This window comes from Acinetobacter sp. YH16032 (assembly GCF_013417345.1).
In the GTDB taxonomy this organism is placed as follows: domain Bacteria; phylum Pseudomonadota; class Gammaproteobacteria; order Pseudomonadales; family Moraxellaceae; genus Acinetobacter.
The window spans coordinates 1-24,772 of sequence record NZ_VPEE01000028.1; the positions used below are offsets into that span (position 1 = coordinate 1).

The 24,772-nt window shown below is 37.8% G+C and carries 20 protein-coding genes and 1 pseudogene; 7 read left to right on the forward strand and 14 right to left on the reverse strand.

What is annotated here, in order from left to right; translation table 11 throughout:
* Both FTV32_RS12665 and FTV32_RS12670 read left to right on the forward strand, forming a co-directional pair.
* On the forward strand, positions 1 to 749 hold a 749-nt coding region (locus tag FTV32_RS12665; protein WP_180028844.1), incomplete at its 5' end, for an FAD-dependent oxidoreductase.
* Positions 750 to 829: 80 nt separating this feature from the next.
* Positions 830 to 1,897 carry an ArsO family NAD(P)H-dependent flavin-containing monooxygenase gene (locus FTV32_RS12670; RefSeq protein WP_180028864.1) on the forward strand — a complete coding sequence of 356 codons (1,068 nt, stop codon included), beginning with the start codon at positions 830 to 832 and terminating at the stop codon, positions 1,895 to 1,897.
* A gap of 107 nt (positions 1,898 to 2,004) precedes the next feature.
* Here the strand turns inward: FTV32_RS12670 and FTV32_RS12675 are convergent, their stop codons facing one another.
* Genes FTV32_RS12675 through FTV32_RS12695 form a run of 5 tightly spaced genes read right to left on the reverse strand, consistent with a single transcriptional unit; the run spans position 2,005 to position 8,134 of the window.
* On the reverse strand, positions 2,005 to 3,450 hold the full coding sequence (locus tag FTV32_RS12675) for a transposase (RefSeq protein WP_180028845.1): 1,446 nt from the start codon (positions 3,448 to 3,450) through the stop codon (positions 2,005 to 2,007).
* On the reverse strand, positions 3,443 to 4,558 hold the full coding sequence (locus tag FTV32_RS12680; RefSeq protein WP_180028846.1) for a TniQ family protein: 1,116 nt from the start codon (positions 4,556 to 4,558) through the stop codon (positions 3,443 to 3,445). Before FTV32_RS12680 ends, FTV32_RS12675 begins: the two co-directional genes overlap by 8 nt.
* Positions 4,559 to 4,587: 29 nt before the next feature.
* The gene (locus FTV32_RS12685) at positions 4,588 to 5,508 is read right to left on the reverse strand and encodes a TniB family NTP-binding protein (protein WP_000417085.1); all 921 of its coding nucleotides are present in this window, start codon (positions 5,506 to 5,508) and stop codon (positions 4,588 to 4,590) included.
* 4 nt (positions 5,509 to 5,512) lie between these two features.
* Positions 5,513 to 7,423, reverse strand: coding sequence for a Mu transposase C-terminal domain-containing protein (locus FTV32_RS12690; RefSeq protein WP_180028847.1), 1,911 nt, complete (start codon positions 7,421 to 7,423; stop codon positions 5,513 to 5,515).
* Entirely contained in the window at positions 7,424 to 8,134 is a 711-nt protein-coding gene (locus FTV32_RS12695; protein ID WP_180028848.1) for a TnsA endonuclease N-terminal domain-containing protein, read from the reverse strand. It lies immediately after the preceding gene.
* A gap of 147 nt (positions 8,135 to 8,281) precedes the next feature.
* Between FTV32_RS12695 and FTV32_RS12700 the strand changes: the two are divergent.
* Positions 8,282 to 8,938, forward strand: a pseudogene (locus FTV32_RS12700) (ATP-binding protein); the annotation flags it as partial.
* Between the two features lie 43 nt (positions 8,939 to 8,981).
* Here the strand turns inward: FTV32_RS12700 and FTV32_RS12705 are convergent.
* Positions 8,982 to 9,722, reverse strand: coding sequence for a TorF family putative porin (locus FTV32_RS12705; RefSeq protein ID WP_180028850.1), 741 nt, complete (start codon positions 9,720 to 9,722; stop codon positions 8,982 to 8,984).
* 688 nt (positions 9,723 to 10,410) lie between these two features.
* Between FTV32_RS12705 and FTV32_RS12710 the strand changes: the two genes are divergently transcribed.
* A complete protein-coding gene (locus FTV32_RS12710) occupies positions 10,411 to 11,733 on the forward strand; it encodes an OprD family outer membrane porin (protein WP_092767367.1) in 1,323 nt (440 codons plus the stop codon).
* Between the two features lie 101 nt (positions 11,734 to 11,834).
* On the opposite strand, the gene ppa is transcribed toward FTV32_RS12710, so the two are convergent.
* Both ppa and FTV32_RS12720 read right to left on the reverse strand, forming a co-directional pair.
* Positions 11,835 to 12,371: an inorganic diphosphatase gene (gene ppa, locus FTV32_RS12715; RefSeq protein WP_180028851.1), complete on the reverse strand. Its 537-nt coding sequence runs from the start codon at positions 12,369 to 12,371 to the stop codon at positions 11,835 to 11,837.
* 121 nt (positions 12,372 to 12,492) lie between these two features.
* Entirely contained in the window at positions 12,493 to 12,891 is a 399-nt protein-coding gene (locus tag FTV32_RS12720; RefSeq protein ID WP_035268067.1) for an MAPEG family protein, read from the reverse strand.
* Positions 12,892 to 12,991: 100 nt separating this feature from the next.
* Between FTV32_RS12720 and FTV32_RS12725 the strand changes: the two genes are divergently transcribed.
* On the forward strand, positions 12,992 to 13,375 hold the full coding sequence (locus tag FTV32_RS12725) for a hypothetical protein (RefSeq protein ID WP_035268065.1): 384 nt from the start codon (positions 12,992 to 12,994) through the stop codon (positions 13,373 to 13,375).
* Between the two features lie 36 nt (positions 13,376 to 13,411).
* Here FTV32_RS12725 and FTV32_RS12730 read toward each other — a convergent pair whose 3' ends face one another.
* The gene (locus tag FTV32_RS12730; RefSeq protein WP_035268112.1) at positions 13,412 to 15,085 is read right to left on the reverse strand and encodes a long-chain-fatty-acid--CoA ligase; all 1,674 of its coding nucleotides are present in this window, start codon (positions 15,083 to 15,085) and stop codon (positions 13,412 to 13,414) included.
* Between the two features lie 150 nt (positions 15,086 to 15,235).
* Positions 15,236 to 17,452 (reverse strand): DNA topoisomerase IV subunit A, encoded by a 2,217-nt coding sequence (parC, locus tag FTV32_RS12735; protein ID WP_180028852.1) that lies wholly within the window; start codon positions 17,450 to 17,452, stop codon positions 15,236 to 15,238.
* 244 nt (positions 17,453 to 17,696) lie between these two features.
* Between parC and FTV32_RS12740 the strand changes: the two genes are divergently transcribed.
* Positions 17,697 to 19,427 carry a hypothetical protein gene (locus FTV32_RS12740; RefSeq protein WP_092767373.1) on the forward strand — a complete coding sequence of 577 codons (1,731 nt, stop codon included), beginning with the start codon at positions 17,697 to 17,699 and terminating at the stop codon, positions 19,425 to 19,427.
* Between the two features lie 34 nt (positions 19,428 to 19,461).
* Here FTV32_RS12740 and FTV32_RS12745 read toward each other — a convergent pair whose 3' ends face one another.
* From FTV32_RS12745 to FTV32_RS12760, 4 genes are all read right to left on the reverse strand, one after another.
* Positions 19,462 to 20,781: an MFS transporter gene (locus tag FTV32_RS12745; RefSeq protein ID WP_180028853.1), complete on the reverse strand. Its 1,320-nt coding sequence runs from the start codon at positions 20,779 to 20,781 to the stop codon at positions 19,462 to 19,464.
* 143 nt (positions 20,782 to 20,924) lie between these two features.
* Positions 20,925 to 21,569 carry a trimeric intracellular cation channel family protein gene (locus tag FTV32_RS12750; protein WP_035268119.1) on the reverse strand — a complete coding sequence of 215 codons (645 nt, stop codon included), beginning with the start codon at positions 21,567 to 21,569 and terminating at the stop codon, positions 20,925 to 20,927.
* A 61-nt stretch (positions 21,570 to 21,630) separates the two neighbouring features.
* The gene (locus FTV32_RS12755; RefSeq protein WP_092767377.1) at positions 21,631 to 22,098 is read right to left on the reverse strand and encodes a YchJ family protein; all 468 of its coding nucleotides are present in this window, start codon (positions 22,096 to 22,098) and stop codon (positions 21,631 to 21,633) included.
* A gap of 54 nt (positions 22,099 to 22,152) precedes the next feature.
* Entirely contained in the window at positions 22,153 to 23,739 is a 1,587-nt protein-coding gene (locus FTV32_RS12760) for a TerC family protein (protein ID WP_035268121.1), read from the reverse strand.
* Between the two features lie 349 nt (positions 23,740 to 24,088).
* On the opposite strand from FTV32_RS12760, the gene FTV32_RS12765 reads away from it, so the two are divergent.
* Complete coding sequence (locus FTV32_RS12765; protein WP_180028854.1) at positions 24,089 to 24,715, forward strand: TIGR00730 family Rossman fold protein; 627 nt, start codon at positions 24,089 to 24,091, stop codon at positions 24,713 to 24,715.
* Positions 24,716 to 24,772 lie beyond the last annotated feature (57 nt).

Here is a 24,772-nt window from a genome sequence, read left to right on the forward strand (position 1 = left end):
GCACAGAGATTGTGTATGACCACATCAATGAAATTGATTTAAGTGTCCGTCCATTTGTACTAAAAGGCGACATGGAAGAATTCACTTGTGATGCACTGATTATTGCAACAGGTGCGACAGCACAATACTTGGGTCTTGAATCTGAAGCTAAATTCATGGGTCAAGGTGTCAGCGCATGTGCAACTTGTGATGGTTTCTTTTATAAGAACCAAAAAGTTATGGTCGTGGGTGGTGGTAACACAGCAGTTGAAGAAGCCCTTTATCTTTCTAATATTGCTGAACATGTCACCTTAGTTCACCGTAGAGACAGTTTACGTTCAGAGAAAATTCTACAAGATCATCTTTTTGCCAAAGAAAAAGAAGGCAAAATTAGTATTCTTTGGAATAATCAAGTTGATGAAGTCTTAGGTGATAATACTGGTGTTACTTCAGTTCGCTTGAAGTCAACTTTGGACGAAAGCATACAAGATGTTGAAGTTCAGGGCTTATTTGTTGCTATTGGTCACAAACCGAATACAGGTATGTTTGACGGTCAACTCAACCTACGTGATGGCTACATTCAAGTACAAAGTGGTACTTCAGGTAATGCAACAGCAACTTCTGTGGCAGGGGTATTTGCTGCGGGTGACGTTGCTGACAGCATTTATCGCCAAGCAATTACTTCGGCAGGCTCAGGCTGTATGGCAGCTTTGGATGCTGAAAAGTATCTTGATCAATTGAGCAATTTAAAGGCTCATTTAAACGCTTGAAAATTGTATAAAATACGCCCAGTCTGTTGAGCAGTTTGGGTGTATTTTTGATTATGACAATAAAGAATTGGAGAGAAGCTTTGACTCAATTACAAGCTGAAGTGGATGTAGTCATTATTGGTGGTGGTCAGGCAGCCCTTGCTACAGCTTATTTCCTCAAACGTAAGAAAATTCCATTTATTATTTTAGATGATCAAATTCAGGCGGGCGGTGCATGGTCACATGCTTGGGAATCTCTTCGTCTTTTTTCTCCAAATACTTGGAGTTCGTTGTCGGGTTGGATGATGCAAACGACAGAACAAACCTACCCAACGCGAAATGAAGTGATCGAATACTTATCTGCATATGAGCAACGCTATCAATTTCCAATTATTCGCCCTGTACATGTCGATCATATCGAACAAAATGATGGTTATTTAGATGTGTATGCTGGCGATCAATATTGGCGAGCTAAAGCGGTGGTCAGTGCTACAGGGACATGGAGTCAGCCTTATATTCCGTATTATGAAGGACATGAACGATTTGAAGGATTACAAACACATTCAGCACATTATGTAAATCCAGAGCCTTTTATCAATAAACAAGTGATCGTTGTTGGTGGTGGTAACTCAGGCGCACAAATTCTTGCTGAAGTCTCAAAAGTTGCTGATACCACTTGGGTCACAGTAACACCCCCTCAATTTTTATCGGATGATGTTGATGGGCGTGTTTTATTTCTTAGGGCAACTGAACGTTTAAAAGCCCAACAGGAAGGTCGTGTGATTAACCAACCCGTTGGTGGGCTGGGTGATATTGTCATGATAGACAGTGTCAAAGAGGCCCGCGAACGTGGCGTATTACATAGCCGAGAACCTTTTACTGCATTTGAAGAGCATTCAGTTGTGTGGGCTGATGGTTCAACACAAGCTGTAGATGCTGTGATTTGGTGTACAGGGTTCAAAGCTTCATTGAATCACTTAAGAAGTCTTGATGTGGTAGAACCTGATCAGACAGTTGCTGTTAATGATGGGCGCTCAGTAAAAGTAAATAACCTTTGGTTGGTTGGCTATGGGGAATGGACAGGCATGGCATCCGCAACACTCATTGGGGTTTCTAGAACAGCAAGAGCAACGGTAGATCAAATAGCTGCTTATTTGGTTAATTTATAAGTTAAACAGGGTTATTAAAGTATTTTTAAAGTGCTATTCATACTCTCCCCCTACTAAGTTTAAGAAGGATATTTGCTAAAAATTTTACTGATAAAACAAATGGCTAGTTATTTTTTTTGATACTCTATGGGTTTTGGTAACCAATATGAATGCCCATTAAATCTTACATCATAACCATCTACTATTTCTGTAATCATTTCTGTTTTAATCTTTAAGGCATCAATGTAAGGAAGTTGGTGAAAATATCTAAGTCCATTTCTGACCCAACTTAGAATAAGTTCACTGTCACTTAAATCAGTTTGGGTAAGTGCAACAAGTTCCATTTCTAGTTTTTTCTTTTGTTTAGTCTTTAAAAAATCGGATTTTTTCAATTTTAAATAATCAATCGAAGTACCGTAATTTTCATTTAAAAAGTTAATGAATCCAGTGAGTGCAGCAGCTTGACCCGAATAATCAGCCAAATACGCTTTGACATCCTCCAAATTTGGTAACTGATTACTTTCTCCCTCCATTGACAACATCAACGCCACAGCAGGCTTTACAGCCAACCTCGCTGAACGTATTGAAGTTTCACCTCGTTTGATTTTTTCTTCTAATTTATTCTTGTATTCCAGTACAACATCATAAGCCAAAGATGGTTGAAAAATACGTTGCACAAGTTTTTCCATCTGATCTCGTTCTGAACAAATTTTTTTGTTATCCATATCTATTCGAATGTCATGCACCTCTTCAAGCCATTGCATCACCAATTCAAATCTTCTAAGCCCACTACTTCGTAACCTTGCTAATAACGGCTTTGTTGTAGGCACAGATTGATTCCAATCTATTTCGGTTTTCATAAAGAAATGGGTATGTTTATTTATATATAATGCGGCTTTATGTGATCCCACTTTCTTTTCTAACCAGCCTGTATAGTTTTCATACTGATGCTTTAAGTAGCTAGACTCAAATACTTTCTGATTTTGATCAAATTTATTCCATAAATTTTGATGCCAATAACAATCATCGCATAAATCAGCACAACCTGCTGCAATCATACAATGACATGCTTTACAGGATTTCTGAGGCTTATCTCTACATTTTTTACACGTTCTTTGTCCTGATGCATCAGACTTCAATAAGCGATGTTTCTGGCACGATGGACATGTCTCATAATCTCGTGTCGCACATTTTGGGCATATCCGTAGATCATCATTAAATCGTGAAATTCGGGTCAATTTTTGTGATGGCGTACCACATCGTTCACAAGGCTCAATGGGTCTAAAATACACGGAACAACTATTACACACCACACCATATTCGGTCAGCTTACCTATTGGTTTATTTGTCTGATTACATCGAATACAGGGTTGTTTCTTAAGACATTTATTACAAATGGCTTGTTCATCATCTCTAGGGAGTCGGGCAAAGTCACCACAACTTGGGCATAATCGTTTTTTAAAGATACGGGCATAACAAGTCGAACAATATTTCTTGCCTTTATATCGTTTTTTTATGAAAGAAACAGACTGGTTGCATCCATGACAGTCATGTTCAATAACATTTTCAGTCAATATGCCTCGCTCCACTATTATTGCTTCTTCTTAATAAATTTAACCATTGACGTTGTACACTTGCTTTAGATTTTGGCTTAGTAACAGTTATTGCTGCACGAGAGACAGGATAATGTCTTGTAGGCTTAATCATTAAATCTTTCATCTGTTGGAGCTGAACAGGAAGCTTCTTACGCTTATCCCAAAAGTTTGCATGACTAATTCCGTATTCCTTTGAACGCTGCATTAGTAAATTACATGGAATATCCATAATCTGATCCAATATTGAAAGCAAAACTATTCGCTCCTGAGTATTCAGATATTCAAATGCCAAAGGAGTTATTGGATTTGGAAGATGTAAATTTACGTCAAAACTTTCAAATAATTGAATCACATTTTTATTGGGCGTATTGATCAAAAATCTGATCTCACCAAGCCATGCACGAGCAATTTCAAACCATACTTGAGAAGTCACTGGGGATTGATTATAAAAACCAAATTTTTGTTTTAAGACTTGCTCTGCTTTATTTTGGAAGTTTAAAGCATTTAAATTGATGTTTTTACTTTCCTCACAATGCCTTAAATCAAAACCACATGTCGTACAGATCGCTAAACAACCATGTTCCATATCGGCTTTAAATGGTTGGATCGTCACACCACATTCAGGGCAATGGTCAATTAAACTTACCTGATGCTCAACACAACTACAATGCCACCCCATACGCCACATTAAACGCAAATAAGGCGGATTTCCACGACTTTTCAAGCATTCAACACACACTTGCCGACCTGATGTATTTGAGCGGTTTCGTGTACCCAAGGATAAAACCCAAGGGATATTTTGATTTGGATCATAATTTGGCTGTATCTTAGAAACGACGCTACTCAACATCGATTGCTGTATATTCTGTTTTGACTCCATACTATGAGATAACAGAGCATCGAACCTTTCTACATCTACTCCTTTGTCTAAATCAATCGTTAAAGCTCTCCATTTCCCCCATAAAGCCTCAATGAGAACCATAGGTGAGCAACCTACATCTAAGGCGGAACGAATCAACCACGATGAAAATATTTCCCCTTGCTGAATGGGAGTTCTGATATACCAACATTGTTCAGGTTGACTCATCTCTACCTCCCTATAATGATTTAGCAAAATTAACTCAGGCTGAGATTTATATTTCTAATATTTCTTAAACCCTCCGTAGGTTTAAGCCATTTAAACTTATGTACAATGTCATAGGTAATTTCTTCATCACCTTGTAAAATGGCTTCTTTAGCACACTCCACCAGTAATCGATTTAAATCCCCCAAATTTCCACCTGACACTTCAAAAATCAACGTAGCAATCTCTTTGGATGCAAGATTAGACTGTTTTTTTAACGGCAATAGTCGAACATAGCTCACTAATAATCTTAAAAAATCTTGATTGAGTTCCCATTTGGGTAAATTCACCACATCAAAGCGACTGGCATATTGTGGATCAGTATGCAGTATGGTGATTGCTTCACGAGTACCGACACCTACGATATTCAGACTCAATTCATTACTGAGGTTCTTGAGCGTATTCATGACTTCGGGAAGCAATTTGGCTGAACCTGTCAGACAATTATGAATTTCATCGATAATCAACATTTTTGTTTCATACTTACGCATCAAGTGTACGGCTTGATTTCGTAATTTGGCTTCAGGATCACTTGCCCGAAATGGCACAAAGAAGTGATTTAAAATATTAATATAGAGTTCTTTAACATTGGCTTTTGCTGGAGCAAGTATCGGCAAAACAGGCTTGGTCACGGACAACAAATCCATGTCGGCATCACTTACGGTTTTTGTATAATACTGTCTAGCAAACTCATGAATGATGGTTGTTTTGCCCATATTGGAGTCGCCAACAATCAACAAACATTCTGGTCTTAGTTTCCTAGGGCGATTCAGAATATCAGTCAATGTATTCATGATGGTAATAGCTTTCTTATAGCCAATCCATCGATCAGTAAATAATGTCTCAATTCGTTCACTATCGCTTAATTGCATGATTTCAAGTACATGCTCTGCAAGATGTTCATATTTTTCCATTGCATCACCTTAAATCATCAAATGCAGTTAAAGGGGTACTCCACAAATCCTCACTTGTCTGAATGCTTTCAGGAATTACAGCCTTTTTAGACTGATTCTGTTCGGAAAGCTGAGTGATGGCTTTTTCATTTTCCTTTTTTCTTTGGTTTGAGCGACGTTGCTTTCGAGTCAAGCTTCGAGCCTGATTAAGCTGTTCACGTAGATGTAAAATCGCCTTGTAAATCTCATCTTGATTCTGAACATCCTGACGCTCACTTTTGAGATAGTTCTGAACCTGCTTATATTCAAATAAGCTAATAGGTGGTATCTCTCGCTTTGCAGTAGGTACTTTAAAATAGGTATTAGAAAATGGCTCATAAAACCAAATCTGTGAAATATCCCTCGGATCACGTTTAAACAAGAATTTTCTTTTACGCTTTCGATTATTGTCCTCTGGATCAATAGAATTAACCCATTGTCTTAAACAGTCGGCAAAATAGAATAAGTTATCTTTTTGTACCCCTGTACGCTGAATGGTCGCTTCAAATTCAGGTAGAAAATCAATAAACAAGGTATCTTCATCTGATACACGTTCTTTCAACCCTGTACCTGCTGTCGTCCTCGTTCCCCAAACACCTTCTTCCCATTTAACGATTGGGGATGTTCCTAAAACGGAATGTTTCTTCTGGTGATAAACTTTAGTAATCCAATAAACGATATAGTATTCAAGCTCTTTTAATGTCATGCAGGCTTGTTTAGCGGAATCATAAGTTCCACGCTGCTGCACATTTGAAAAAGTTGTACCATCCAAGACATGCATTTCAAGATTGACGATACCAAGCATACGCTCGATGTGACCACCAAACCTTGCCCCACCAATTGGTCGGTATTCCCAATGAATCCCATACTTTAGACAAGCTTTACTGATATGATTGGTTCTAAAATCGGATCCATTATCTGTATGCACCGAGTCCATGATCCCTTCGACCTGCCATTCAGCATCAATATCTAGTTCGATCAACTTACGTTTTTTTGACAAAATACAAGATGCTATACACATCGCCACTGAAGTCGTACTTGGTGCTTCTAGTGATAGGTAATATCCAACAATCATCCGACTGAAAACATCGATTGCCAAGGTTAAGTGAGGTTTTCCAATCGCTTCTCTAAACTCATCGTCCACGATTTCAATATCTAGAGGAGTATGATCAATCTGCACATATGCCAAAGGGTAATCAGCATTTGGAAATGAACCCGCAGCAGCCTTAAATTTATCTGTTGCAGCTTTTGATCCAAGACGTGCTTTCGTTACTTGGTAATCATTTAAAGCCTCAATTCTTCTACGAATAGAGTTTTCATGCGGTGCTTCAAGTTGAAGCCGAGAACACTCTGCTTTTACAATTTCAATCGTTTTGGAAATACTGGGTTTCTTCGCATTCAAATATTCATCATTGATAGCTTGTTTAATGATATTGCTCACTTGAGGTGACAACCTTGATTTTTCAGTTGTCCAACCTCTTTTTTTGGGAATCAACGCCATTAGAGAATTATTTTCCCGATAATCTTTAAGCCATTTCCACAATGTTGAACGATTCACATCATATTCATTCGCCCTATTTTCGACCAGTTCAGTCGTTGAATACTCAATCAAAGGCTTAATAATCTCATAACGTTGTAAAGCAATCTGCCAAGCTTCATTACTAATATCCTGATCACCCTTATTCAAACTCTCAGTTAGCGTATTTTCCCCATTAAAAACGGTCAAACTTCTAGCATTGACCTGTAGACTACGTACCGAATCAAGACTTGATATAACAATGTCATTGGCATTTAAAACATTCACAATTTTATAGGGTTGCCCCTCATAACCGACAACCACATTGGGTTTAAGTGTGATGCGACTACGATCGATATTGACAGCATTAGATTCAATCATTTAGATATTCCTCGCAAATGCATCATTTTGGTTCACCCATATCACTGTTTCAGCAGTTAAAGGACAATACAAATCACAAGTAACCATTCTCTTTGCTACTAGTGCCCAAACTTGGTGAATCCCTTTTAAAACATTGGTTTTATCTTTAAAAATATGGGCAGGTAATTGATTAATTGTTGATTGACCTAACTTTTGCAGAGTATCGAGTAATAATTGTTGATCAACAGCATCGATATGAGAGCGTCTAAATTTTTTTAAGAAATTAATATTTTCCCAATACTGATCATATAATCTTGTTTCACTGATAATTTTGAACTTCCATCCTTTATCAGCAGCAAAACGATGAGCTGCTCTAAATTTTGGTTTTAACTTATCCCAGTCCTCAACAAGCTTTTTCTTAGGCTTAATTTCGATGAGCATTGGTACTAGAAAATCCTCAAAATCTTCACAATTCGAGCTTGAAAACTGCACTAAAAAGTCAGGGGTGTAGGTTGATTGATTACCCAATTCAGTGATGTAGGGGATAACTACAGGTTGACCTATAACATCAATCACATTGTTATTAAATTCTTGCTTAAGTATGAAATCTCTCTCGAGTGTGGATTCAAACCAAATGGTTTTTTCACCTCTAAAGGCATAATTTCCAGAAATACTCCCATAAACAGTTTGAGCTTTTCTAACAGGTAAGTATTCGTCACTCAATTTTTTCATAAAAATTTACCATTCAGGCACTCGTGCCTATTAATGTAATTTCGTAAGTCACTCTTATCTATTTATGTAAATAATCTAATTTAATTGTGTGGAATTAGAGTGACAACCTATTGATTATCTATAATGCCACTCTATTCTATTGCTGTAAACGACAGTGGATCACACCCTCGACCAGGTGAGATCACCTTAGCCCATTTAGGTGTACTTTTTCTCGATGAATTACCTGAGTTTGACCGAAAAGTCTTAGAAGTATTGAGGCAGCCTCTTGAGTCGAAAGAAATCGTCATTTCCAGAGCATCAAGACAAATTACTTTCCCAGCTAATTTTCAATTTGTCGCTGCAATGAATCCATGTCCATGTGGATATGCCTTCAATCAAGACAGTCGTTGTCAATGTTCACCTGAATCAATTAAGCGCTATCAAAATCGAATTTCTGGCCCTTTACTAGATCGGATTGACTTACATATTGATGTGCCACCTTTACCTCCCCAAGACATGCAAAGCACTACACCGATGGAGAATTCTGAAACAGTCAGAAAACGGGTGATTCAGGCCTATGAGTTGCAAATTCAACGACAAGGTGTGACAAATCAAAATCTAAGTTCTCAACAGCTTGATCAAGTGGCTCAACTAGATGATTCTGCAAAAAAGATTATCGCTATGGCTCAGCAACGTTTGAATTTATCAGCACGTTCTTACCACCGAATCTTACGTGTCGCTCGTACAATTGCTGACTTAGCGAGTTCTGAACATATACAAACAGCTCACTTAACCGAAGCACTCTCTTATCGTAAACAGGAATAAAAAAAGCGACTCAGTTGAGTCGCTTTTTTTATTTGAGTTGAGTTTAGAAGCTATAACCCAATGCTAATACCATTTTATTCTTTAAATTGTTTCCATAACGATCATCACCACCAATAATATAATTCATGCTTGCTGTGACACCTGTTTCCCCTAAAGCTTTACTTAGACCAATATCAAAGTGACGGAAATTAAAACTTTCTGACTCTGGTGTTTCTGCAACATACTTACCGTCTTTTTCATAAACATATAAACCCAAAGCTGTGTCCAAGCTAAAATCGTTTGGTAGAGGATAACTATATGTAGCTTTTAAATATGTGTCTCCAGCGTTCCCCCAACCTGTATCTTCCAACAAAGTTTGAGCAGTTACTCCAACATCTTTGTAATTCAGACCAAGTAATAATTCAAAGCCATCATAAACTGACGTTTCAACGTCATAATAATAGTAATACGTTGTACCTACAGTAAAACCAGTGTTTTCATTGATTGAACCGTTGTAACCCACATAAAAATTATTTTCCATTGGATTGGTAGTACCGTAAGCATCTGTACCTAACGTAGATGTCCACCACCCTGCGTACAATCCAGAACTATGGCTATAGTCTAATCCACCTTGTAATGTAGCTTCAGTATTTTCAGGAGCTGCCGTATTACCACGCAATATATAACTTGATAAAACACTGATATTACCCGATACAGAATGCGGTGAAGTTGGTACCTCAGCAAAACTAAATGTTGATGCAGATGCTACAACTGCTAGACCCAATGCTTGAATTGCTAATTTCATATTTATGTTCCCCCACATCATGATTAGATGCTTTTTCGGTTTATTTGTTGAACTCATATGTGAATTAGCAATAGCTATGCCAAAGTTAAAGGTGTTTAGATACAAAGAAATTAAAATAACGAGATAAAATAATTTAAATTAATGATTTTATTATTATATTTGTTTAAATTTCTTATTTTTAAAAATATTCAAAGAAATTTTTTTTGACGATTTACCTGAGTTAAAGACATATCTTTTTAGATCACACATTCATTTACAACTTGCCTCATTTTAAGGCTATTTTTTAATCAACCTTACAGTTGGAGTATCAATTTAGTGCGTCACAAAAAGCAAGTGATCTCTGAAGCACATTAAAATTAAATAAAAATGAACTGAATAACTATCATTCTTATTTAAAATCCTTTATTCATCCTTGTCTGCTTCTAGAGTTACAAAAAAAAACGTGCCAGATTGACTAAATTAAATAAAAAAAAGAATATCAGGTTAAAAATAAATATATGTTATTAATAGTTAAATTTAATTTTATAATAATTTTAATCTTTAATAATTAACAACTTAGTTTAATTTATATACTTTTTGCTTATGACTTTAGGTGCGAAATTGTGAATAATAGAGCCAATTTTGTTATACATTACGTATACAAATACTAAACATTAACCATAATCATTTTGTATGAGGCTCTCTCCCAATGCAAAAATTCCAAAAACTAAGCTTAGCAGTTCTTATTCAAACTGCTTTAATTTCTACTGCATTTGCGAGTGAGCAAAGTGAATCAAAGGGATTCGTAGAAGATGCTGAAGGATCAGTATTATTCCGTACAGGTTTCTTGCATCGTGATAAAAAGAACGGTGTCGAAGATACCAGCTCAGCAGCTCAAACAGCCATGGTTAAAATTGAGTCTGGTTTCACGAAAGGTATCGTTGGTTTCGGTGTTGGTGTTATTGGTGATGCTTCTTTCAAAATAGGAAAAAATGGTCACACAGGCAATCAAATGATTCCTGTTAAAGATCAGTTAAATTCAGATGGCACTAAAGATGCATATGATCACTGGGCTAGAGGTGGTGCATTTATAAAAGCTAGAGTATCAAACACTACTGCAACTTACGGCACTCAAGTTTCTGAAATTCCTGTAATCGCAAGTAATACAGCACGTTTAACTCCTGAATATTACACCGGTCTCTCCATCGTTAGTAACGAAATTGAAAACTTAAGTTTATATGCTGGAAAATTTACAAAAAATCAGTGGTCTAACGAGATTAGTTCTGATGAACAAGAATTAGATCGTGCAGTCTATTGGGGCGCTAAATATAAGTTTAATGATCAACTAAATACTTCGTATTATGGCGTTGATGTTAAAAATAAATTAGACCGCCATTATGCGAATATAAGCTATACCCAACCTTTAAAAAATGATTCATCACTAGTTTTCGATGCTATGGGATATCATACTAAATGGGCTGCTCAAGCAGCTACTGGATCACATTTAACCAATGATCTAAAAGATCGTCAAAATACAATTTGGGGTGTCTCAGCTACTTACAGTAAAGATGTTCACAATGTCATGATAGCTTATCAAGACAATGCTGGAAACACAGGCTATGACTATGCTTATAACAAAGATGGCTTACAAAGTATTTGGGTTCCTAACTCGTATTTATCTGACTTTAATAGTAATGATGAGAAATCTATAGGTCTTCAATATAACTACAATTTCAAAAATCATGGTTTAGCTGGTCTGAATTGGACGACTGCTTTTGTGTATGGTTGGGACATTGATTTAGCCGATCGAGATAACCGTACTCAAATTATCGATCAAGCTGAGGAACATGAATTCTTCAATCAAATTAAATATACCATCCAAACAGGTGCTTTGAAAGATGCTAGTTTACGTTTGCGTCATTCATACTTGCGTGGCAGTGACTCATTTAATAACCCTAATTTCACAAGTGAAGGAATTGGGGACACCAACGAATGGCGTATTTGGTTAGACATCCCAGTGAAATTATTCTAATTTTCAACTAAAAAGATCAATAAAAAAACCTGCACTTTGTGCAGGTTTTTTATAAAAGCTACAAGATCAAAGTTTGTAGCTTTATTTATACATCAGGCAAATTATTTGTTTGCTTCTGCATAAGCAGCAATTGAGCTTAACACTTCTTGTTTAGCAACTTCTGCACCTTCCCAACCACTTAACTTGACCCACTTACCTGGCTCTAAGTCTTTGTAGTGTTGGAAGAAATGTTCAATTTGACTAATCAATAAAGGAGGAAGGTCAGTATATTCTTGAACATCTTTATAGATTGGCGTTAATTTATCGTGTGGTACAGCGACAAGTTTCGCATCAACACCACCATCATCTTCCATATTTAATTTACCCACTGGACGGCAACGGATAACCGAACCTGGTTCTACAGGATGTGGAGTAACAACTAATACGTCTAATGGATCGCCATCAAGAGATAATGTATTTGGTACATAACCGTAGTTTGCTGGGTAGAACATTGCAGTACCCATGAAACGATCTACGAAAAGTGCATCTGAATCTTTATCAATTTCATACTTAATTGGTGCTGCATTTGCAGGGATTTCGATAATTACATAGATATCGTTTGGTGCATCTTTACCTGCAGGGATATTACTGTAGCTCATAGCAAACTCTTTACTGTCAGTGTTCATTAAAATGGGGTTGATTATAACGCTTTATTCAGCAATCATCATTCGATTATACAAGCTGAAGATGTATTTTAGGTATGGTGTTAGTCTGTTTTTCTTAGAGCAATCGAATAATTAATAAAAGCAATAAGATCGGACAAAGCATTGATAAGAACCAAACAATTGATCTAAGGGTCGCCCAATTACATAAATAACAAATCCCATAGATGATTCGTAAGACGATATACGCCGAACCTAATAGAATCACCAATTGTTGTTGAACAACCATATACTCAGCCATCAAAACTGCCGCAATAAATAATGGCAAACTTTCAAAGCTATTTTGCTGAGCTGCATTTGCTCGAGCCGCTAAGCCTGTGGTTTTAGACATGAATTCACGCGGATTTTGATTATCCTGCCCTTTGAAACCACCTGCAATTTTAGCAATGACTGTAAATAAATAAGGGAGTAAACAAGCAATTAAAATAAGGTAAATAACACCTTCAATACCGTGCATGGATTTCAGTCCAATGATTTAAGCTAGTTTTATCTTAGCATGATGTTTGTGCGATAATTTTAGTTAAATTATTTTGTTTATTAAAATTCTGAGTAATGGCATGACCAATTCTGACCAAAAAAAGTTATTTGATGTTCTCGAGTTACAAAAGCAACATCAAAAACGTGTCGATCGTGTGCTTTATATCGTTCTTCCGATTATGGCTTTCTTGATCAGCGTAATTTGTGCCAATATGAATTGGCAATCGACTCTCGGCACATTGCTGGTTCTCATCATCGCCTTTATCGCGGTGGGGATTAAACGAGCAAATAAATGGATCTGGCTGAGCATTATTTCTGTATATAGCTTAGTTGATATTTACTTCAGTTATTCAGGACAGTTACCGAGTTCTGCTGTAGGGCGTCATTTAGGTACAATGCTGACATTTACATTTATTATTGCAACAGCGCGACCTTATATCGACCGTTGGCTAATGAAAGAATAAATTAAAAAAGCGCCTTACGGCGCTTTTTTATTTGAATTATTTGCGTAAATCTTTACGAAGGATTTTACCAACATTCGATTTTGGCAATTCATCCATGAATTCAACATAACGAGGACGCTTATATCCTGTTAAGTTTTCTTTCGCAAAAGCTAATACTTCTTCTGTTGTTAATGATGGATCTTTCTTCACAACAAACAGCTTAGGCACTTCACCTGATTTTTCATCAGCTACACCAATCGCTGCAACCTCGAGTACTTTAGGATGTGTTGCAATCACTTCCTCGATTTCAGATGGGTATACGTTAAAGCCTGATACCAAGATCATATCTTTCTTACGATCAACAATCTTGAAGTAACCACGAGCATCCATGATACCGATATCACCAGTACGGAAGAAACCATCTGCGGTCATCACCTTAGCTGTTTCATCTGGTCGGTTCCAATAGCCTTTCATGACTTGAGGACCACGGATTGAAATCTCACCTTGCTCACCTTGTGGAACTTCATTGCCATCGTCATCCAAGACAGCGACATCCGTCAAAGGTAATGGGATACCAATCGTACCGCTAAACTCTTCAGATGCCGGTGGGTTTGCCGTTGCAATAGGTGAAGTTTCAGAAAGACCATAGCCTTCAATAATATTTGTACCTGTGATTTTTTTCCAAGCTGCAGCAGTTGAAGGCAATACAGCCATACCACCACCCATCGCCATTTTTAATTTGCTATGGTCAAGTTGTTTGAATTCTTCATTATGAACGAGTGCGTTGAATAAAGTATTCACTGCTGGGAAGAAACCAGGCTGATATTTACGTAGCTCTTTAATGACTGCAGGGAGATCACGAGGGTTAGGAATCAGTACGTTTGCTTGACCCTTGTACATACCATAAAGTGCACAAACCATGAATGCAAAGATATGATATAGCGGTAATGCACAGAAAATACGATCGTCGCTCGCACCATCTTGAGCACCAAATTTAGATTGGAAAATACCATCTGCTTGCATTAAGTTTGCAACAAGGTTGCGATGTGTTAATTCCGCACCTTTTGATACGCCTGTTGTACCACCTGTATATTGCAATACAGCAGTGTCGCTCAACGTTGTTGCTGGACGCTTATAATGTGCAGAACTGCCTTTAGACATCGCAGTCGTGAATTTCACATGTCCTGGGATACTCCAAGCTGGAATTTGCTTACGCACTTTACGTAAAACAAAATTCACGAGTGTACCTTTTAAGGTACCTAACATATCACCTACTGTCGCCACGATCACATGCTTAACTGGCGTTTTACCAAGAATTGATTGATAAACAGAAGCGAAGTTTTCAATAATCACAAGCGCTTCAGTGCCTGAGTCATTCAGTTGATGCTCAAGTTCACGAGCTGTGTAAAGTGGGTTCACGTTGACAAGAACTAAGCCCGCACGGAATACACCAAGTGCCACCACTGGATATTGCAGTACGTTTGGCATCATGACCGCTACGCGAGAACCTTTTGCTAAACCAAGGCTTTGAAGATAGGCTGCAAATTGACGGCTCGCCGTATCAAGTTCATTGAACGTTAATGTTTTATCCATAAAGATAAAAGCATCACGCGAACCAAATTTCTGGAAGTTTCTCTCAAAAATATCAACAAGAGAGGTATTTTCTGGTGGTAATTCTACTGTTTGTGGAATTCCAGTTTTTTGGTATTCAGCGAACCAAATCTTTTCCATAATGCCATATTCTCCAATTAGTAATACTTGGTTTTAAACTCTTATTTTCGATAATGTATTGAGCATCTTATTTAATTTATTGCTCAATAAAGCATCCATAGCCATAAATACATTTCATATATAACGTATTTTATCGACTAGATGCTAGCTTTATCTTTGAATGAAGAGTTTATTTGCTTTTTGATAACCTCGTGGTAATACCTGCCCTTTTGAAGCACGTTTACCGATGTATTTCAGCAGATCATCACCTTTTAATTTCAATTGTTGTTGTCCAGCAACGACCTGAAGCACATCATCCAAGTTAAGTGTTGTCATAGACACAATGCGTTCCTTTGCATCCAACTGCATCAATTTATTACCTTTTCCTTTATTGAGCATTGGTAATTCTGTCAGCTCTGTCAGTAATAATCGTCCAGAACTGCTGAGTACAGCGATATGTGTACCATCAATTTGTTGCAATGGCATTGCGCTTGCATCATCTGCAAGCGTTAAAAACGCTTTACCCGCTTTAGCATTGGTGTCCAATTGTTTCGCTTGTGTTTTAAAACCATATCCTTTGGAGCTGATCGCTAATATTTCCACCTCATCTTCAGCAATCAGAATTTGTTGGAAATTTACTCCATTTGCTGGCGATAATTTCGAGCTTAATGGTTCACCTAAGCCGCGCGCTGAAGGTAATCCTGTAATTGGTAATGCGTAACTTCGACCAGATTGATCTAATACATACACTTTTTGATTAGATTTACCTTGTGCATGACTTAAATATTGATCTCCTGCACGGAAATTGACTTTATCTAGATCGATCTCATGTCCTTTCGCACAACGAATCCAACCCGCTTCCGATAAAATGACAGTGACAGGATCAGCTGGCATCAAATCTTGTTCACTAATCGCGGTCGCTTCTTCACGCTGAACAATTGGAGATCGACGATCATCACCAAACTTTTTCGCATCTTCTTTTAATTCTGAAATGATCAGATTTTTTAAAGATTCAGGATTCGCCAATTGCTCACGAATCACGGCTGCTCGAGCTTCAAGCTCTTCTTGTTCACGGCGAATTTCCATTTCTTCGAGACGCGCCAAATGACGTAATTTAAGCTCTAGAATGGCTTCGGCTTGAATTTCATCAATACCGAAATGTGACATTAAGACTTCTTTCGGATGATCTTCCTCACGAATAATGCGAATTACCGTATCAATATCCAAATACGCAATTAAAAGCCCAGCCAGAATATGTAGACGTTTTTCAATTTTATTCAAATGGTATTGCAAACGTCTCGTCACAGTCGTTTTACGAATTTCAATCCATTCCAACAAAATACGACGGATAGATTTTACTTGTGGACGACCATCAGCACCAATCATATTCATATTGACGCGGTAGCTCGACTCAAGATCGGTCGTGGCAAATAAATGGCTCATGACCGCATCTGCATCGATACGATTTGAACGCAAGACAATTACCAAACGTGTTGGACATTGATGATCTGATTCATCTCGTACATCACTTACCAACGGTAATTTTTTTGCCTGCATTTGATCAGCAATTTGGCTGATAATTTTAGAGCCAGAAACCTGATATGGTAATTCACTGATGACAATTTCATTTTTTTCAACCGAATATACCGCACGCATGCGATAACTGCCGCGCCCAGTGCTTTGTAATTTCAGTAATTCATCAGCAGGTGTAATAATTTCTGCTTGAGTCGGTAAGTCTGGACCAGGAATATATTCAGCAACTTTTTCATCAGACAAATTCGGGTTACGAATCAGTGCAATGGTACCCTTAACAACTTCCCGTAAATTGTGTGGTGGAATATCTGTTGCCATTCCCACCGCAATTCCCGTCGTACCATTTAAAAGAATATTCGGTACGCGTGCTGGTAAATTTACAGGCTCTTTTAATGAACCATCAAAGTTATCTTGCCAGTCGACAGTTCCTTGACCTAACTCAGAGAGCAGGACTTCACTATATTGTGATAGTTTGGCCTCGGTATATCGCATTGCAGCAAACGACTTTGGATCATCTGGTGATCCCCAGTTGCCCTGCCCTTCAATAAATGGATAACGATAACTAAATGGCTGTGCCATTAAGACCATTGCTTCATAACAAGCAGAATCACCATGCGGATGATATTTACCTAAAACATCACCAACTGTACGTGCTGATTTTTTGGGTTTACCACTATGCTTTAGACCAAGCTCGCTCATCGCATATACGATACGGCGTTGTACAGGTTTTAATCCGTCACTAATATGAGGCAATGCACGATCCATAATCACGTACATCGCATAGTTTAGGTAAGCTTGTTCTGTAAATTCTGCTACAGAACGATTCTCTGTCGCTTGGTGCGCAAGGCTTGTCATTGAATCGTGAAATCCTAATGAATGAATAGTTTAAGGGTGTATGCTAGTCTCCCAAACTGCGAAGAACAAGCAAGGTTGGACACTTTGTAAAGATAAAATAACAAAAAAAAGGCCAGTTGGTTTTATTTCATTTTAAATTGGACTTTTTTCTTGTATCCAATTAATTTTATTGAATATACAATAATCAAAACACAACTTTATAACGAATGCTTTTACATACGCTCATCGTATGAACGGAACAAACATGCATAATTACATTCCTTATGATCTTCGCTCAAAATTATTTCAAATTGACCCTAATCTAGATGTTCATTGGCAAACGCGTTTAAAAAATATTTTTAATAGTGTTCCCGCACCAATACAAGGTCTGATCCAGGAACAATTCCTGACTGCGAAGAATATTTACTGGGATCAACATCGACAATCATTCACTTTTAAGGGCATTGTTGGTCTTCAGGATTTAAGCAGTCATTTAATCTCACCGAAAATGCGAACTTTGGCTGAAAAGATCGCAGCCACTTTAGAAACGCTTAAATCATATCAAGACGTAATTAAAATCGCCGATTACTTAGAAACTGTACAAAATCAAATTGATCGTATTGAAACAGAAGAAGATCAAAGTTTTCTTAGAGACAAACAACTCCTACGAAAAACTTTTTTATATGATGCTGCAAATATCATCAAAACACTCGACTTAAATGTTCCTGATAATTGCCGACATTTAACAGCTGAAGAAATTCGTACTTTTATTCTTGAAGTTCATATTAAACATCAAATTTTAGGCTATTGGTTCAAAACCATCCTCCCGAGACAACTGAAGCAAATTAGCCATCCATTATTCCAAGACTTTATTATTCAAGAACAAAAAATTCGTGATTTTGATGTCATTGAAAGCAGTCAGTATTTATATCTGGTCGCGACCATTCATGACTTTAGACAGAACCCATATTCTATCCGCCGCTTTTTAATGGAAGAAAAGCTAGGTCTTGAAGATCGAGTTTACCTAAATGGCGTGGTGTTGGATAAGAAACGTTTAAATGATCCAAGTTATTTAGAACAATTTAAATGGCAAGTCAGTCGAATTATTACTATTCAACGACAGATCACGACTCCTATTTTGGATCTGATGGAAAAATTTCATAACGTCAATTTTGATCTGTTATTACCGTTACTCAAAAAACCGCTCGATGCCTCTGGATTTTCAGTCGAACAAGTCATTAACGAGCGCCTTTTAGATTTCGAAAAAGCTTTAACTCTTGAGATCTTGCAACCTTTTCAATATGCACTGCGTCATTCAATTCGTCACCCTGATGAGTTTGATTATTGTTTTATCAGTATGCATCGTCTGTTCTCTGATATTGCGAGTTTTTATAAAGACTTTTCAAGTGAACCCATTATCGCCTTCAATACTCAAGCTCAAATTTTCGAATATAAAATTTTATCCTATTTAAAATTGATGGAAAAAAGACGACATACTATTTTTGTGAGTTTAGATGCAGAGTCTTATGCGGCAAGTCATAGCAAATCTCAAGCAGCGATTGAGCAAGTTAAAACAATTATTGCCGATGCTCTAGACCAACATAAAGTCAATCAAATTGCTTTTAATCAGAAAAAAAGAGAACTCGAAAGCCAATCAAACAAAGGATTCTTTCAAAAAATGTTTGATAAAACTGAAAAGTTAAAATCGGATCTTGAAGCGCTTAAATTGGCTGGAATTAATAATCGACGAATTGCATATTTAGATCTCGTGAAAGTGCCCAAAAAACATGATGAAACGACGGTGTACCTTGAGTTTGAAAGTTTGATTTCAATTAATCAGACTGAGCGTCACTATGCTTTTGTCAATGGCGACAATGGGGTATCAGCTTTGCCTATTTTAATTCAACTCCCTGAAGATAAAGAAAAATTCAATCTCCAGCAAGTGTCGAACACATTACATTTTGACTTAACTAAAGCACGTCAAAAATGGGTCTAAAAAAGAGGAGCTTAGCTCCTCTTTTTTCACAGATTTACATCCCCATAGACTCAAGTGTCTTACCTTTGGTTTCCTCACCGAGCACCAAGATCACGGCTGCAACTGCCAATAATACAGCGGTAAACATCATAAATACTTGGCTAAATCCATTTGAAGCCACCATCATATGGGTAACCACTAAAGGTGCAACAATCCCACCAATACGCCCAATTGCTGCTGCCCATCCTGATCCGAAAGCACGAATATTTGCAGGATATTGTTCAGGCGTGTAGGTATATAAAACGCCCCATGCACCAAGATTAAAGAATGACATCAAGCATCCCCAGAACATGATCATCGCTACGGTATCAGCCTGCCCAAAGAAATATGCTGATACTGCACACATTGCAATAAAGCCTGAAAGCGTTGCTTTACGCCCTAACTTTTCGACGAGCCATGCCGCGACAATATAACCTGGCAATTGTGCTAAAATCATCCCGAGAACATATTCAAAAGACTGCACAATGGTATATCCCTCTTTGACTAAAAGACTTGGTAACCACGTAAAAATACCGTAATACGAATAAACAATCCCAAACCAAATTAACCACAGCATTAAACTGCGCTTAGCGAAACCGCTTGACCATAACTGACCAAAACTGACATTTGAATGTGTTGAAACTGGTTTCACTTCAATTTTTTCGATGACTTCGACACCACACTGTCGCTCGATTTTTTGCACAATCGCGTGCGCTTCATTAATACGACCTCGATTGATCAAGTAAGGAACAGATTCCGGAACTTTTTTTAGAATGACGAAGACATAAAGTGCAGGCAAACCACCCAATAAAAATGCAACATGCCAGTCAAATTTAGGGATGACAAAATAAGAAACCAGTGCAGCACATAACCATCCTAGCCCCCAGAAGCTTTCAAGTAACACAATAAAGCGACCACGAACATGGGCTGGAATGTATTCACTCACTAAAGTCACGGCAACTGGTAACTGTCCGCCTAAGCCTAAACCTACAATAAATCTAAAGATTAATAACCATGTTAAAGTTGGTGCGAAAGCACAAAGAGCTGTTGCTATACTATAGATGACCAAAGTTGTAGCAAATACTGCTTTACGCCCGATTCGATCTGCCAGTCCACCAGAGAACACTGCACCTATCGCCATCCCCACAAAGCCTATGGATACAACCCAACCTTTTTCAGCAGGCGTCATTTGCCAGTCTTCAGCCATCTTCGCCAAGATAAAGGAAATTAGTCCAGTATCCATTGCATCAAACATCCAGCCTAATCCAATCACCCACAACAAGGTGTAGTGAAATTTACCAATAGGTAAACGCTGTATTCGTGAGATTAAATCCATAGCATGCTCTCTGTGAGGAGTGATTTAAATACAACCAATGACAATCGCTGTTTTCTCAACACTGCTTATTTTTATTTTCTAAAGAACCATATAAAAATGACCGATCACATTATCGGCCATTTTGAAAGATGAGTGTAAAAAGTTTAATTTACATCTTTTGATGACGCCGACTGTTCATCATCATCTTTATAAATAAATTTTGGCATTTCAAGGCCAAAGTAAATTGCGATACAACGCAATGTGAAACCAAAAACAAGAGTAGAAATAATGGTGATATCTTGTGAAAAACCGACTTCGATACAGCCCCAATAGAAAATGACCGCAACAAAAGAAATACTGGCATAAAGTTCTCGACGGAAGACTAAAGGCACATCGTTACATAAGATATCTCGTAAAATACCCCCTGAAACGCCTGTCAATACCCCTGCCACTGCACAAACCACGAAACCCTGTTCCATTTGAATCGCAATTTGACAACCAATAATGGTAAAACCTATCAGACCTAAGGCATCTAGAAGTAAGAATACCGAACGTAGATGTCGCATCCATTTTGCGATAAAAATCGTAAATAATGCTGCACAACATGTAAGTACTAGATATTCAGGATGTTTCACCCAAGTTAAAGGATAGTGCCCTAGCAAAACATCACGAACTGATCCTCCGCCCAAAGCAGTCACACAGGCAATAATAATGACACCAAACCAATCCATACTTCGTCGACCTGCAGACAAGGCGCCTGTCATCGCTTCCGCAGTAATCGCAATAATATAAATAACGGTGAGTAACATTGCCCTACTTCCAAATGAGGGTTTTTAATGCGCAATATTCTAAGTTAATTAAAAATTAATTCTAGAGAAATCGCGCACAACATTGCTTAAATTTTTTTCCTGATCCACAAATACAAGTCTGCTTCATCGTCACAGTTTGATCTGTCGTTGGGTCTAAAAAATACCACTGTCTATTGGTGAATACGAAATTTGAGGTTTCATGATGGACATGTACCTGATCGACATGTTGGTAATGTGCTTTGAATTCAACTTGAGCATGGTTTTTATCCAGACGAGGTAAATGCTGAATAACCTCTAATTTTAACCACTGATTGCTCATCGCCCAATCCCGAATGGCAGCAATGTCTAAATGACTTTGCTGACCTGATGCTGTGGTACTCACAATATAGTCGATTTCATGTTTAGCGAATGCACTATAGCGAGAACGCATGAGCTGTTCAGCACTTTCTGCAACACGCTGACCACGATGTAAAGGTTCACAACAGTGTGTATAAATTCCATGCCCGCAAGGACAATTGAGTTCGGACATCAATATTCCAAAAAAAATAGCACCTAATGAGATGCTATTTTAACTGAGTTTAAATCATTCTGATGGGTCTTGTTTTACGATGGGTACAATATGTACTTTTTCGATTTTATGACCATCCATTGTAACCACCTCAAATAGATACCCTTCTGCTTCAAAGGTTTCTCCATTTTCAGGTAAATGTCCTAAATGGAATAAGATATAACCAGACAGCGTAGAATACTGTTCTGACTCATCAACTAAATCACGATCAAGCAATAATGAAATATGACGAATATCAGTTGAACCCTCGAGCATGAGTGAACCATCCTCTAAGCTTTCAACTGCAGTTTCTATTTCATTTTCGTTCGGGAATTCACCCGCAATCGCTTCTAAAATATCAATCGGTGTTGCAATACCCTCAATGGAACCATATTCATTGAGAACAATCGCCATTTGTAAGGGTGCCTGACGCAATTGATCCATCACCATTAAGACTTGAGCGCTTTCATGGACAATGACAGGCTCTCGAATGTGTTTTTCGAAATTAAAATCGCCTGATTCAATATAGTCATTCAAAACGTTATGCGTGAGCACCACCCCAGCAATATTGTCTAGCTCGCCATGTGCAACGATCAAACGTGAATGTTTCATAGAAAGCACTTGATGTTTAATACTTTCAGGATCGTCATCTAAATCGATCCATTCGAGTTCTGGACGTGGGGTCATTAATGATTTGACTGGTCGCTCAGATAAACCTAATACACCTTGCAACATCACGCTTTGGTATACCGCATTCTCATCCGAGAACATTTCCTCTACCAACGCTTGGGTAGCCAAAACATCATCCGTATTTGCCGATTGAGCATCTGCCGTTTTTGACTTACCACCAAGCATACGAATGACGGCAGAAGCTGTTTTGAAACGTAAATCAGTCGTTGTCACCGTTTTTTCTTGGTTACGGCGCATCAATTGATTTAAAAACTCAATCAGGACAGAGAAACCAATTGCAGCGTATAGATAACCCTTCGGAATGTGGAAGCCTAGGCCTTCGACAACCAATGAGAAACCGATCATCATCAAGAAACATAGACACAGAATCACCACAGTTGGATGCTTATTCACAAAGTCCATGAGGGCTTTAGAGGCCCATAGCATGATTCCTATCGCAATAATTACGGCGATCATCATGACCGAAAGATCTTTGACCATACCGACTGCTGTAATCACACTGTCGAGTGAGAACACTGCATCCAATACCACGATCTGTACAATGACCATCCAAAATGCAGCATGAACAGGATTTTCTTCTTTAACATGAACTTTACTTTCTAGACGTTCATGTAGTTCTAAAGTTCCCTTCATTAACAAGAAAATACCGCCAAAAATCAAAATAAGATCTCGGGCTGAAAACGGATGATCAAAGATATGGAATAATGGATTCGTTAACGTGATAATCCAAGCGATTGACGCCAAAAGGATTAGGCGCATGCCAAGCGCGAGCGTTAAGCCTAAAATTCTGGCTTTATTGCGTTGCTCAGGCGGCAGTTTTTCCGCCAAAATCGCGATAAAGACGAGATTATCAATCCCGAGAACAATTTCTAAAATAATTAAAGTTAAGAGTCCCACCCATGCGGAAGGATCAGACATCCATTCAAAAATCATGAGTTACACTCCCACGTTTCAGGAAGATGGGATTCATTTAAACCAAAGTGATGAGGCAAAGTTATAAATACAGTATTTAAATTTAGAAAATAAATAATATTTTGTTCTATTGAGCGATGTCGATCACTACTCATATTGATGTATTGGTTGCCGAACAGATTTTCAGTATAGAAAAGATTTTAGTGCAATTCACTATTTTTTCGTTGAATCAAGATTGACTTTATCAATCATTTTGGAATGAAACTACAAAATATTTCAAAAAAATCTTATTTATCTATACAGTTGTCACCTTTCTTGCTTAGATTAAACTGCATGATGAAGTTAATTTAAAAAAGGTGAGTAAATAAATATGAATACAAGCGTTCTTAATAACACCTTAGAGACCGATACATCAGTTAAATCAAAAGCAACTCAATGCCTTATTGCACTTTATTGTGGTTCTCGTTTTGGCAATAACCCTATTTACCAACAAAAAGCCATTGCTTTGGCTGAAAAAATTGCAAGGCAAGGATTTGGCATCGTATATGGCGGTGCAAGTATCGGATTAATGGGACAAGTCGCAGATACAGTCATTGAAAACCATGGTGAAGTTGTTGGTGTTATTCCTGAATTTATGCTTGATTACGAAGTTGCCCATAATCAGTTAACAGAACTTCACGTGGTAAGAACAATGCATGAACGCAAAGCCATGATGGCTGAACGTGCTAGTGCTTTTGTTGCGCTCCCGGGAGGTTTAGGTACATTTGAAGAAATCTTAGAAATCGCAACTTGGGGACAGTTAAATCAACACCAAAAACCAATGATTATTTATAACGTCAATGGATTCTATAATGCTTTGATTGCACAACTCGATCATGCAGTAGAAGAAGGTTTTCTACCTGCTCAACATCGTGCAAAAATCATCGTATGCGAGCATTCACATCAAATCATCAATGCCGTCGCAAACATGAAATGCCCTGAACAATTCGTGGTCTAAATTCAACAAGACTTTAGAGTATTACGAATGACGAGTAAAAAATAAAAGAGCCATATG

Excerpts from the sequence above, each read along its gene's own strand:
- FTV32_RS12680 (WP_180028846.1), bottom strand. The coding sequence starts at position 4,558 with ATGAGTCAACCTGAACAATGTTGGTATATCAGAACTCCCATTCAGCAA.
- FTV32_RS12685 (WP_000417085.1), bottom strand. The coding sequence starts at position 5,508 with ATGGAAAAATATGAACATCTTGCAGAGCATGTACTTGAAATCATGCAA.
- FTV32_RS12690 (WP_180028847.1), bottom strand. The coding sequence starts at position 7,423 with ATGATTGAATCTAATGCTGTCAATATCGATCGTAGTCGCATCACACTT.
- FTV32_RS12695 (WP_180028848.1), bottom strand. The coding sequence starts at position 8,134 with ATGAAAAAATTGAGTGACGAATACTTACCTGTTAGAAAAGCTCAAACT.
- FTV32_RS12705 (WP_180028850.1), bottom strand. The coding sequence starts at position 9,722 with ATGAAATTAGCAATTCAAGCATTGGGTCTAGCAGTTGTAGCATCTGCA.
- FTV32_RS12710 (WP_092767367.1), top strand. The coding sequence starts at position 10,411 with ATGCAAAAATTCCAAAAACTAAGCTTAGCAGTTCTTATTCAAACTGCT.
- ppa (WP_180028851.1), bottom strand. The coding sequence starts at position 12,371 with ATGAGCTACAGTAATATCCCTGCAGGTAAAGATGCACCAAACGATATC.
- FTV32_RS12720 (WP_035268067.1), bottom strand. The coding sequence starts at position 12,891 with ATGCACGGTATTGAAGGTGTTATTTACCTTATTTTAATTGCTTGTTTA.
- FTV32_RS12725 (WP_035268065.1), top strand. The coding sequence starts at position 12,992 with ATGACCAATTCTGACCAAAAAAAGTTATTTGATGTTCTCGAGTTACAA.
- FTV32_RS12730 (WP_035268112.1), bottom strand. The coding sequence starts at position 15,085 with ATGGAAAAGATTTGGTTCGCTGAATACCAAAAAACTGGAATTCCACAA.
- parC (WP_180028852.1), bottom strand. The coding sequence starts at position 17,452 with ATGACAAGCCTTGCGCACCAAGCGACAGAGAATCGTTCTGTAGCAGAA.
- FTV32_RS12740 (WP_092767373.1), top strand. The coding sequence starts at position 17,697 with ATGCATAATTACATTCCTTATGATCTTCGCTCAAAATTATTTCAAATT.
- FTV32_RS12745 (WP_180028853.1), bottom strand. The coding sequence starts at position 20,781 with ATGGATTTAATCTCACGAATACAGCGTTTACCTATTGGTAAATTTCAC.
- FTV32_RS12750 (WP_035268119.1), bottom strand. The coding sequence starts at position 21,569 with ATGTTACTCACCGTTATTTATATTATTGCGATTACTGCGGAAGCGATG.
- FTV32_RS12755 (WP_092767377.1), bottom strand. The coding sequence starts at position 22,098 with ATGTCCGAACTCAATTGTCCTTGCGGGCATGGAATTTATACACACTGT.
- FTV32_RS12760 (WP_035268121.1), bottom strand. The coding sequence starts at position 23,739 with ATGATTTTTGAATGGATGTCTGATCCTTCCGCATGGGTGGGACTCTTA.
- FTV32_RS12765 (WP_180028854.1), top strand. The coding sequence starts at position 24,089 with ATGAATACAAGCGTTCTTAATAACACCTTAGAGACCGATACATCAGTT.